Here is an 11,247-nt window from a genome sequence, read left to right as displayed (position 1 = left end):
AGGTCATTCAGGAGCTTGGCTCCCAAATGACAAATTGGGATATGGAGCTTGAGCAGTTCGCAAAGACGCTAGTCGTAACGTCTTTGGGCATAAAGCCTGACAGGAAGGCTCCATGCGCAAAAACTTTACGGATGACCGCTGGCCCTCAAGGCCAGCGGTTTCGATCAACCTCTATGCTTGAACTGTGCCTGTACTTGAAGTTGTCGTTGTTGTTGTCGTTGTCGTTTTTACTTTTCCGCCTTCGCCAATCCAAGTTCGTTTCCATTGACCTTGCACGAGGGCAATAATCAAGATGCATGAAACCGCAATGCCGCTTAGAATTAGAAATCCTGGTGTGAAGGAACCCGTGGACAGCTTCAAGTTGCCGAGAATTTTCGGTAAGAAGTATCCTCCTAAGCCTCCGGCAGCACCAACAATACCTGTCATTACACCAATCTCCGTACGGAAACGTTGCGGCACAAGTTGGAACACCGAGCCATTTCCCATACCGAAAGCCATCATCGCGATGAAGAGCATAACAGTCGTAAGCGAAAGTGTCGGCAGTGTAGAGATGCCTGCCATCATCAGACCAACAACGCCATAGAGCACCATCAGCATGCGAATACCGCCAAGTTTATCTGCTAGCCAGCCGCCTACTGGGCGGAAGAAGCTGCCGCCGATCACACATAATGTCGTAAAGTCGGCTGCTCGAACTGGTGATAAACCGTACTGTGTATTGAAGAAGATCGTTAAGTAAGAAGCCATGCCGACGAATCCGCCAAACGTTACGCTGTAGAAAATGCAGAACAACCAGGAATCTCTTTGTTTCAGAACCTTGCCATACTCTGCAAGCTTCTTCGGAGCTGGCTTATTCGGGCTATCCTTCGCTAAGATCGAGAATACAACTAATGTAATGAGAATAGGGATTAATGCGAGTCCAAACACCACATGCCAGCTGCCATAATGTTGTGCAAGGCGGTTTGCAAAGAGCGTTGCGAAAATCGTTCCACTGTTACCAGCACCTGCAATCCCCATGGCTAAGCCTTGATATTGCGGAGGGTACCAGCTGCTTGCGAGCGGCAAAGCAGCGGCAAAGCTCGCACCTGCAATCCCTAACATAAGCGCCACGAAATACATTTCTCCCATGGTGTCCGCAAACAACCAGCCATAGAGCAGAGGAATCAATGTAAGCGTGAGACCAATCTGTCCGGTTCGTTTCGGACCAATCTTATCTGTCAACACCCCAAGAACTAGCCGTAGTACAGCTCCACCCAATGTCGGCAGCGCAACGAGATTCGCTTTCTCTGCCGCATTCAAGTGAAAGTCATTCGAGAGGATAACAGCGAGCGGTCCGAGTAGAACCCATACCATGAAACTCATGTCAAAATACAAAAAAGAACTGAACAATGACCCTTTGTGTCCCACTTGCAGAAAACTTTTCCGATCAACCATGCCATCCCTCTCCTTTTGTGAGGCTTTGCGCCTTCTTTAATTTCCTACCCTGTTCGGTTCTGACTGTACGTTGACAGAAAAGGCCGACAAACAATCCCTAGGGTTTCGGGATGTTCATCGGCCTCATTGCCACTGCTGCCACGTCCTCGTGATCAGCATGTTGATAAAATTGAGTAATTCTTGCTTCTTGCCTATAGTTGAACATAAAAAGCCTATCCATTTACGTACTTGTAAGAGGATAGGCGCCGTTGCCTTCGTTGAGTGGCACATCATTGTGCCGATTTCTTACCTTGATTATACGATGCGAAATTTTTTATGTCAATAAACTTAACACAAATATTTTGAAACGAAGATTCCATGTAGCATATCGACAAATTTTAGGTGCATATGCTATAGTATTGCCGTATAATACTGGTAAACAACCTCGAAACCTAACATCAAGTTGCCATGTAATTAATGTTGCCAAAGATGGAGGTATTCCCATGCTACAAACATTCATCCTGATCGACGAGTTTCATCCAACTCGCTCAGCTGCCTCCTCTGAGCCGTCATCACCCGCACGAACGGAAACCATCCAAGGACAGAATGGTTTGCCCGATGAAATTCTGAAGGATTTAGGATTTCGCATTTATTCTACATTTAATATGAAAGAAATTTCTTTTATCATACCGAAGGCAGATGCTGTATTATTATCTGTAAGTCCTGATCGTGTCGCCGATTGGCGGTCGCGATTGCTTGCACAGAGAAGCCTACCGGTCTTCTGGTGGTGCGATACACATACTTTTCCTTCTAATGAATGTAAAATGGACGGGGGCATCGACGGACTGATCGGTCCTCAAATGAGCCCTTTGGAAATTCACTGCGCGTTGCTCCTGGGAGTGAATCATTACTTCCAACGCACGGAATGGCAGCAAGAACGTGAACAATTGCTCTCCAAGCTGGAAGAGCGCAAATGGGTCGATCAAGCGAAGCGAATCCTCTGTGAAATCAAAGGCATTTCTGAAGCAGAGGCTTATGATTTTCTCCGTAAACAAGCTATGAATGAGCGTAAGCGCATGGTTGATGTCGCCACCTCCATCGTGAAGGTATATCAGATACTGCAAGATCAAAACAAAGGGGGCCGCAAACGATGATATCTCTATTAAAAGAAGTAGGACGCGGTAAACGCGGAGCAAGGGATTTAACGTATGAAGAGGCTGCACAAGCGGCTGAATTGATTTTATCTGGAACCGCCACACAAGCACAGATCGGTGCATTTCTCGTTGCGGAGCGTATTAAGATGGAGTCGCCCGATGAAATCAAAGCGTTCATCGAAGCCCTCCGCGCGCGTATCACGACGTATCCAATGGCTGGCAGCATGGACTGCGCGGGCCCCTATGATGGCCGTACGCGCACGTTCATCGCCACCTTGCCAACGGCTTTCGTGCTAGCCGCATGCGGTTTGCCAACAACGCTGCACGGGTCGCCAAGCATGCCGCCGAAATGGGGCATAACGATCTCGGATGTGCTCGCCGCGATGGGGGTGCAGGCGCTTGAGGCATCACGCGAAGCCTTAATCTCTGCTGCAGCGCGAACAGGCTTTCTTTTCACACCTACGGAGAAATGGTGTCCGCCGCTAGGCGAGCTGCGCCAAATCCGTAAGGAACTCGGACTGCGTACGGTGTTCAATACGGCAGAGAAATTACTTCGCTTTACAGAAGCCTCGTATATGGCAGTCGGCGTGTTTCATGGTACTGTTTTTGAGAAAATTACGAACTTATTAATCGAATTAGGCGTTACCCGCGGTATTGTGGTACAAGGAATGGAAGGCTCCGAGGATTTGAGTGTGGAAAAGCGGACTCGTACCTATTTAATCCAAGGCGATTCTAGCGAACTATTCATCGTCGACCCTGAAATATATGAGCTTATGGTAGAAGTCCCTGAAATGGAGTGGACCGCTGAACTCCAAGCGGAGACGGCCCTTTCCGTTTTACGCGGAGATGCCCCGCTTCCGTTCTTGAATATGGTTCTTCTCAACAGCGCCGTTCGTCTATGGGTCGCCCAGAAGGCTGGATCGATTGAAGAAGGCATCTATATGGCAAGGCATGCGATTGATCAAGGTGCTGCGCTTCAAAAGTATACGGAATGGACCGAGGCAATTAAGCCCGTTTCTGCCACCTAAAAAAAACAAAAGGACTTCATGGCTGTGTAAGCAACCACGAGGTCCTTTTGTTCATTGAAGCTTGATAGGATTTGCGCCTATTTGCCAATGAATTGCTGTGTAAACATTTTGCCGCAAGGACCGCCATTAACGATCCCGATCCCGATATGGGTATAGTCTTTGCTGAGGATGTTCGCTCTATGGCCTGGCGAGTTCATTAATGCGTCATGCGCAGCTTGTACGTTCTGATTGCAGGCAATGTTCTCTCCTGCTGCATTGTACGCGATGCCGAACTTCTCCATCATATCGAACGGCGAACCATATGTCGGTGAATCGTGTGAGAAATACTTATTATCCACCATGTCCTGGCTTTTGAGACGAGCTGTCTTGGTAAGAGCCAAGTCTGCTGTCAAAGGCGGAAGACCCGCATCCCTGCGTGCTTTGTTGACCAGATCCAGCATTTGCTGCTCTTCTACAGTTAAGCCTGAGGTAGATGGCACCTGCGGAATTGGCGGCGCTGGCGCTGGAGTCGGAGCTGGCGTAGGCGCTGGCGGTTTCTTCGGTATTTTGAGATTGCCATAAGCCCAGAGGATGGATTGCAGCGTTTGATCGTCTACATTTCCTGTTACAGGCAGCCCATATCTACTTTGAAAAGCTTTAACCCCCGCTTGTGTTTGATTGCCAAAATACCCTGTAATCGGTCCCGCATAATACCCTAACGATTTCAGCATCCCTTGAACGGCGTAGACATCTGGACCTTTGGCCCCTTTGCCATAGGCAAATACAGTCGTTGTGGAAGCGCTGAACAAGACCACACAGATGAGAGCAATCCAAATCAAACGTTTTTTCCCTTGTAGCATGCGTACGTTCACTTCCCGTCGTCTTCAGTATCCTCGTCACACGTTGGACGATAGGTTTATCGTTACCTTTTATTTAATATTTATCCAACATTAGAAAAGTTCGCTATCAGGGTGAAGCCACATAATAACTACCTTTTATGGAACTATAACGAAATCGTGAACTCCGCCTTCAGACTGAGATGAAACCCGACTCAAGCCATATACAATGTCGGATAATTATTGCTATACTTGGAACTGGATCATTAAAGAGATAAGTTGAAAGGGAGCGAGACGTGTGACTTGGTTTACTAAATGGGCATTCGGAAACAAAGCTGCAGTAATTTTCATGATCATTTTAATTCTTGGAACTGGAATCGGCAGTTACTTTAAATTACCGATGGAGTTCCTGCCTAGCGCAGATTTTCCACAGATTAGCGTAACTGTTGTAGGTCAAGGCTACGACGCCAAATCCATGCTAGATAGTGCAACAACACCTATAGAAAAGGCGTTATCCAGTGTACCTGGCAAAAAAGAAATTTTCTCCACATCCTCAGATGGCTTTATGAAAGTCGATATGACGTTTGACTCGGATATTAAAATGAAGGATGCCCAAGCGAGTGTGCAAGAGGCCATTGCCCCAATCGTACTTCCTGCTGGCATGTCGAAGCCTTTTGTGGTTCGATTAAACACCTCCATGATTCCACTTTCTTGGGTATCCTTGAACTTTAAAGATGGCATTACGAAGCAAAATGTTGAGCTGGCGCAAGAAAAGATCTTGCCTGAGTTTCAAAAAATCAAAGGTCTAGCCAGCGTAGTGCTTGGGGGAACCTCTGTTTCTCAAGTTATTATTCACCCAGACAAAGATAAATTAGCAAAAGCGCAATTGCCTGCACAAGTTCTAATGGGCGTGCTGCAAGGACAGAATGTTGCGGTGAATGTTGGTGAAAGTCCAATTGACGGTAAAACGAGTGCAATTAAAGTCGTCGGTAAACTTGAAGATTTAAATACATTGAACAATTTGACGGTTGCGCCTGGCGTTAAACTGAAAGATGTTGCAACGGTTGAAGTTGCTGCCAACAAAGATACACTCACACGCATCAACGGTAAGGATTCCCTTACATTAGTTGTAACGAAAGACACGAGCTCCAATGCAGTAGACATCAGCGAAAAAGTGAAGAAGATTGCCGATGAGATCGGAACCAAATATCCGAATGCGACGGCAGAAGTGATTTACTCTACAGCTGAATCCGTCGTAACTTCCGTAAACAGCATGATGCGTGAAGTATTGTTAGGCGCATTGTTTGCAACGATCGTAATCTTGATCTTCCTGCGAAACATTCGTTCCACATTCATTACGATTGTTTCCATTCCATTATCACTTGGTTTAACGTTGTTCCTGCTCTCCCAATCCGGCGTAACATTGAACATCTTGACGCTGGGCGGAGTCGCTGTCGCCGTCGGTCGACTCGTGGATGACAGTATCGTCGTCATCGAGAACATTTTCCGTAGAAATCAGAAAGAGGCCTTCTCCAAGGAGTTAATTATCGATGCAACACGTGAGGTAGCTAGAGCCATCACGGCTTCTACGTTAACTACCGTAGCAGTTTTCTTGCCTCTTGGACTATTGGGAGGATCACTGCAAGCGTTCTTGCTTCCTTTCGCCTTAACGGTTACGTATTCCTTGCTTTCCTCGTTGCTTGTTGCACTAACGGTAGTGCCCATTATGAGCGCATGGCTGCTTCGCAACACGAAGTTGAAAGAGCATAAAGAATCCAGAAAACTCAGAGGGATTTTGTCCTGGAGCTTGAATAACAAGATTCTTTCGATCCTAATCTCTATCATCCTTTTCGGCGGTTCCATCGCCCTTTACTTCTCCATGCCGAAAGGTGCCGTAGGCGGTTCAACAGCAAGTCAATTGAATATTAGCCTGAATTACACACCTGAAACGCCGATCGCGACTATTCGTGAGAAAGCAATTGAATTAGAAAAGTTCATGCTGGAGCAAAGCGAACTTGACCATCTCATTCTTCAGCAAGGAAATACCGAAGATAATGCCAAATGGGGAAATGTTACCCCTCCAACCAATGTTAGTTATTTAGTTTTCATTAAAAAGGATGCGGACACGCAACATTTTATTGATCAAGTGGTTAGCCAAAAATCAAAATATCCGAACGCTGACTTAAATGCTGGCGGCGGCGGCTTCGATGGCGGCAGCGGCTCTGCAATTACGGTTGATCTCACTGGCGATTCTTCTAAGAATTTGGAACAAGCGGCTGCCGATGTCATTGCAGCTGTAAAAGATATTGAAGGCGTTGAGAAAGTAAATAGCAACCAAAATGTAACGAAGCCAGGCTACTCCATTACAGTGGACCCAGCATTAGCGAAACCACAGGAAATTGCGGGTACGATCCGCTCTCTGATGAACCCGACCCCAATCGGTTCCATGAAGCTGGAGAACAAAGAAATTCCTGTTGTGCTAGATGCTTTGATTAAGCCTACAACTGTTTCTGACTTGTCCAATATTCAAATTATGACAGCAACTGGACCAGCCGCATTAACATCGGTTGCCAAAATTGAGAAAACGAATGAATCCAATACGATTCTACACAAAGGCGGCCAACAATATTTGCGTGTGACTGCACTTGTGGATTCGGCCAAACTGTCCAAAATCAATAAGGAAATAACGACGAAAACGAAAGACCTGAAACTCCCTGAAGGTGTTACCCTTCTCGTAGGTGGAGCATCCGCCCAGCAATCCAGCGATTTTGCTGACTTGTTCATGACGATGGGTATTTCCATCGGTATCGTCTTGTTGATCATGGTCATTACGTTCAAATCGTTCCGTGCACCAATCGCAAGTATGGTGTCCCTGCCATTCGCAGCAGTTGGCGCCATCGTTGGGATGATGATTACGAAAACGTCCTTCGACGTAACTTCAATCTTCGGATTCTTAATGTTGATCGGTATCGTCGTGACGAATGCGATCGTCTTGATCGACCGTGTGAAGCAAAACGAAGAACACATGACCATTCGTGAATCCTTGCTTGAAGCCGCGGCAACGCGTATGCGTCCAATCCTGATGACGGCTGTCGCTACCATCTGCGCGATGGTACCGCTTGTCATTGCGAAAGCAGAAGAAGGAAGCATCGTGTCCAAAGGCTTGGCCGTCGTCGTTATCGGCGGACTTACCTCCGCAACCATCTTCACCTTGGTGATGGTACCTACGGTGTATGAGCTCTTGCATTTCCGCAAAGCAAAGCGTCAAAGAAAGCAGCTTGAAGCTGCGAAATAATTCATCGTATAAAATAGAGCAGCCCCCAGTTAGCCAATATGGGGGCTGCTCTTTCAATACATTTCAAGAAAATGACGCAATAAATGTAGTGCAACTGTTTTCCGATAAACCGCGGTAGAGCGCCCATCATCTATTGGTTTTAATAGGCACTCAAAATCAGCAACAATCCCATCAATGAACTTATTATCCAGCGGAAATGCTGCACTCAGTAACTTTTTTTCAATATCCATGGAACGTACAATGGTTGGTCCGACAGCACCGAATGCAAATCGAGCATCACTAATCCTTCCTTCATCCCTACGCAACAAGCCTGCAAACGATATTTTGGCTATGGCATCTGCTCTTCGGTTAGCTACTTTCTCAAAAACAAAATGAGTAAGATCCTCATGCACTTCTGGCAAAATAATTTCTCTCACGATTTCATCATTCAATCTGTTTACTTTTCTTGGTCCTTGAATAAAATCTTGAATCTCAATCATGCGCTCCCCTTTAGCGGATACCAGTCGCACTTTAGCGTTATAGATATATAGCAAAGGTAAAGTATCTCCCGCAGGGGAGGCATTGCAAATATTCCCGCCAATCGTCCCTCGATTTCGAATAGCTGGCGCGGCAATTTCTTTGATTGCTTTCTTTAGAATTCCAGGTATGAGGGGATGTTTCATCATTTCACTATAGGTACAACAAGCCCCTATATGAATATCATGATTCATCTTATATACTTGCTTTAATTCCTTTAATTGATCGATAAAAACAATGGGTTTATCGAACTTGGCAGGTGTACCTCTTGGACTTTTATGCTGTACCATGACATCCGTGCCGCCCGCAATAATTTGGCATTCTTCTTTACTTAGCCTGGAAAGGGTTTCTTCTAGACGCTTGTATCGGTAAGATGTATTGGTTTTGATTACCATAAGCCTTCACCTTTTTTCGCTGCTAAGTCAATCGCATCTACAATCATGTTATAGCCGGTACAACGGCACAAATTTCCGGAGATCCCTTCACGAATCTCTTCTTCTGTCGGATGAGGATTTTGGGATAAAATGGCAGCGCTTGCCATTACCATTCCTGGAATGCAGAAACCACATTGAACTGCACCTGCTTCCGAATAGCATTCACTTAATAGTTGAAACTGTTCTGTCTTACAATATCCATCAATCGTTATAACTTCCGCTCCTTCAATGGCACCGATAGGTACGAGGCAGCTATTATGCAAAAGTGAATTTACTAGGACACTACAAGTTCCGCATTCTCCATCCCCACAGCCTTCCTTAGAACCAATTAACTGAAATTCGTCTCTTAATAGATCAATTAATCTCATGGTGGGTGGAGCTTCTGTTTCTACTTCTCTTCCATTCAGGTTAAATGTAATCAAGAGCTTCCCCCCGCCTTCTTCGTCAAACTTTCGATAATCAATTCGGGCGTAACAGGAATTTGATAAAACGATATTTGCAGGGCGTCCTCAATCGCTGCTTGCACAGCAGGCGCTCCTCCCGTTAGTGGCAATTCACCTACACCTTTCGCGCCATAAGGTCCTCCGGCAAAAGGATTATCATAGAGTTTGCTTTCAATATGGACGACATCCATAGCCGTTGGGGGGCCATAGTCTGAAATGCTTTTTTGCTGGATTTTGCCTGATTTAGACGTCATTTTTTCCATACAACCATAAGCGATTCCTTGGACCATGCCGCCATCGATCTGACCCTTAACAATTTGTTCATCAATCGCTTTTCCTATATCATAACTGCCGTAAATCTTTTCCACTCGAACATTTCCAGTTAAGGTATCCACTTCTAGTTCAATCATATTGACTCCCCACGCATAAGCGGGATAAGCATCTCCAGAGAATTTCTCCTCATTCCATGGAATCATTTCTTCATGTACATAGTGCTCCACTACCTCTTGAGATACACCTGAAAGCCACCCAGCTTTCATTTTACTTGCTGCCCGTTCCAGTAATTTGCCGACAATCATCGTGGTTCTGGATGCGACGGTTGGACCAGAATCAGGAACTTCTTTCGTATCTGGATACGGAAAGGAGATATCTTTGTAAGGCAGTCCAAGCTCTCGCGCTACAATTTTACTCATAATGGTTAGCGCGCCCTGACCCATATCTGAATTTGAAATCTTGATCAGTACCTGATCGCTTTCTGTTTTTACTAATTTTACAGTTGCTTTAATATGGTCTCTTTCCCCACTGCCGGTAAATCCACAGCCATGCAAGAAAAAGGAAGCGCCTATCCCTTTTTTGTAACGCTTATTTTGTTGGTTAAAGCCGAGGAACTCTTCTTTTTTCTTTGTATAGTCGACTGTAAGCATTAAATCTTTGATCATGTCTTCCATCAAAACAGGATCTTTAAACTTCCCGCCCGTAATAGTGTGATCACCTTGTTTCACCAAATAGTTTCTTTTATATGCAATGGGGTCTCGTTTTAGCTTACGACTAATGTGTCCCATAAGACTTTCAATGGCCGCAAAGCTTTGCGGTGCGCCAAAGCCTCTAAAAGCGCCATTCGGCACCGTATTGGTTTTCAGCGCATAGCCTTTCGCATGAAAGTGCGGAATTTTATATACGCCTGCACTGTTCAGTAATGCCCTCTGCAAAACGACAGGACTTAAACCTGCATTTGCTCCGCAATCAAGAAAGAGCTCTACATGCATACATAGAATATTTCCTTTTTCATCTAATGCCGTTCGATATTTAAATTTGGCGGGATGTCGCTTTGTCGTGACTTCAAAATCCTCTGCTCGGTCAAACAGCAGCATAACTGGTTTCTTGACAACCTTAGCGGCTATGCCAACATGACAAGCCATCATCGAAGGGAAATCTTCCTTCCCGCCAAACCCGCCGCCAGTAGGACTTTGTATCACCCTAACCTCATCCTCATCACAGGCCAGTGCACTTACCAACGCTTTTTTCACATAATAGAGACATTGCATCGATCCTTCTACATGGATTTCATCCTCTTTATAAATCCCCAGCATGCCTTGGGGTTCCAAATAAACATGTTCTTGATAACCCGTCTCGTACTCTTCTTCTACGATTTGATGTGCATTGGTTTCGATAGTTTGTATCACTTCGAGACTTTCTCCAAATTCATGACTAGCGAATACGCCCGTTTGATCCTTCTGTTGAATGGCTTCTTCTAAAGTAAGGATTGCTGGATGTTCTTCCATATCCACTTGGGCTTCCTCTACTAATTGATGCAGAATGTCTAACTTAGGGCCCACTAGCATGAAAATGGGTTCACCAATATAATTGACCCATTCATTAGCAAAAATAGGCTGATCCTTATGTAACAATTTTACAAAATTAGCCCCGTCCGGGATGTGTTCGGCTCCAATTTTCTCATACCCTTCAGGCAATGGCGGCAACTGGATCGATCGTACTTTGCCATATGGGATAGGTGAGCGATACAAGACACCATACAGCATAGAATCTAGTTTCACATCGCCTAAATAAGCGAGCTGACCCGATACTTTCCCATCGTGATCTTTCTTTTTCACAGAGATACTAATATCCTTAGCACTCATGGAAGCAGCACCCC

Annotated in this window: 8 protein-coding genes; 3 read left to right on the top strand and 5 right to left on the bottom strand. The window is 45.5% G+C overall.

Going from position 1 to position 11,247, the window contains the following annotated elements; genetic code table 11:
- Positions 1-171: 171 nt before the first annotated feature.
- The gene (locus MJB10_RS06690; RefSeq protein WP_314802813.1) at positions 172-1,431 is read right to left on the bottom strand and encodes a nitrate/nitrite transporter; all 1,260 of its coding nucleotides are present in this window, start codon (positions 1,429-1,431) and stop codon (positions 172-174) included.
- Between the two features lie 482 nt (positions 1,432-1,913).
- On the opposite strand from MJB10_RS06690, the gene MJB10_RS06685 reads away from it, so the two are divergent.
- Together MJB10_RS06685 and MJB10_RS06680 are read left to right on the top strand one after the other, a co-directional pair.
- Positions 1,914-2,564 (top strand): ANTAR domain-containing response regulator, encoded by a 651-nt coding sequence (locus MJB10_RS06685; protein ID WP_314802811.1) that lies wholly within the window; start codon positions 1,914-1,916, stop codon positions 2,562-2,564.
- Entirely contained in the window at positions 2,561-3,592 is a 1,032-nt protein-coding gene (locus MJB10_RS06680) for an anthranilate phosphoribosyltransferase (protein WP_314802809.1), read from the top strand. Before MJB10_RS06685 ends, MJB10_RS06680 begins: the two co-directional genes overlap by 4 nt.
- 77 nt (positions 3,593-3,669) lie before the next feature.
- On the opposite strand, the gene MJB10_RS06675 is transcribed toward MJB10_RS06680, so the two are convergent.
- Positions 3,670-4,431 (bottom strand): peptidoglycan-binding protein, encoded by a 762-nt coding sequence (locus tag MJB10_RS06675; RefSeq protein ID WP_314802808.1) that lies wholly within the window; start codon positions 4,429-4,431, stop codon positions 3,670-3,672.
- 274 nt (positions 4,432-4,705) lie between these two features.
- On the opposite strand from MJB10_RS06675, the gene MJB10_RS06670 reads away from it, so the two are divergent.
- Positions 4,706-7,702, top strand: a complete 2,997-nt coding sequence (locus MJB10_RS06670; RefSeq protein WP_314802807.1) for an efflux RND transporter permease subunit — start codon at positions 4,706-4,708, stop codon at positions 7,700-7,702.
- Positions 7,703-7,755: 53 nt separating this feature from the next.
- Here MJB10_RS06670 and MJB10_RS06665 read toward each other — a convergent pair whose 3' ends face one another.
- The 3 genes from MJB10_RS06665 to MJB10_RS06655 are packed head-to-tail and all read right to left on the bottom strand — an operon-like array spanning position 7,756 to position 11,206.
- Positions 7,756-8,613, bottom strand: coding sequence for an FAD binding domain-containing protein (locus MJB10_RS06665; RefSeq protein ID WP_314802805.1), 858 nt, complete (start codon positions 8,611-8,613; stop codon positions 7,756-7,758).
- Complete coding sequence (locus tag MJB10_RS06660; protein ID WP_314802803.1) at positions 8,607-9,074, bottom strand: (2Fe-2S)-binding protein; 468 nt, start codon at positions 9,072-9,074, stop codon at positions 8,607-8,609. Before MJB10_RS06660 ends, MJB10_RS06665 begins: the two co-directional genes overlap by 7 nt.
- Positions 9,071-11,206 carry a xanthine dehydrogenase family protein molybdopterin-binding subunit gene (locus MJB10_RS06655; RefSeq protein WP_314802801.1) on the bottom strand — a complete coding sequence of 712 codons (2,136 nt, stop codon included), beginning with the start codon at positions 11,204-11,206 and terminating at the stop codon, positions 9,071-9,073. Before MJB10_RS06655 ends, MJB10_RS06660 begins: the two co-directional genes overlap by 4 nt.
- Between the last annotated feature and the right edge of the window lie 41 nt (positions 11,207-11,247).

The sequence above is a fragment of the Paenibacillus sp. MBLB1832 genome (assembly GCF_032271945.1).
GTDB lineage: Bacteria > Bacillota > Bacilli > Paenibacillales > NBRC-103111 > Paenibacillus_E > Paenibacillus_E roseopurpureus.
The sequence above is the reverse complement of the archived record's forward strand: the minus strand, read 5'-3'. Positions and strand labels throughout refer to the sequence as shown.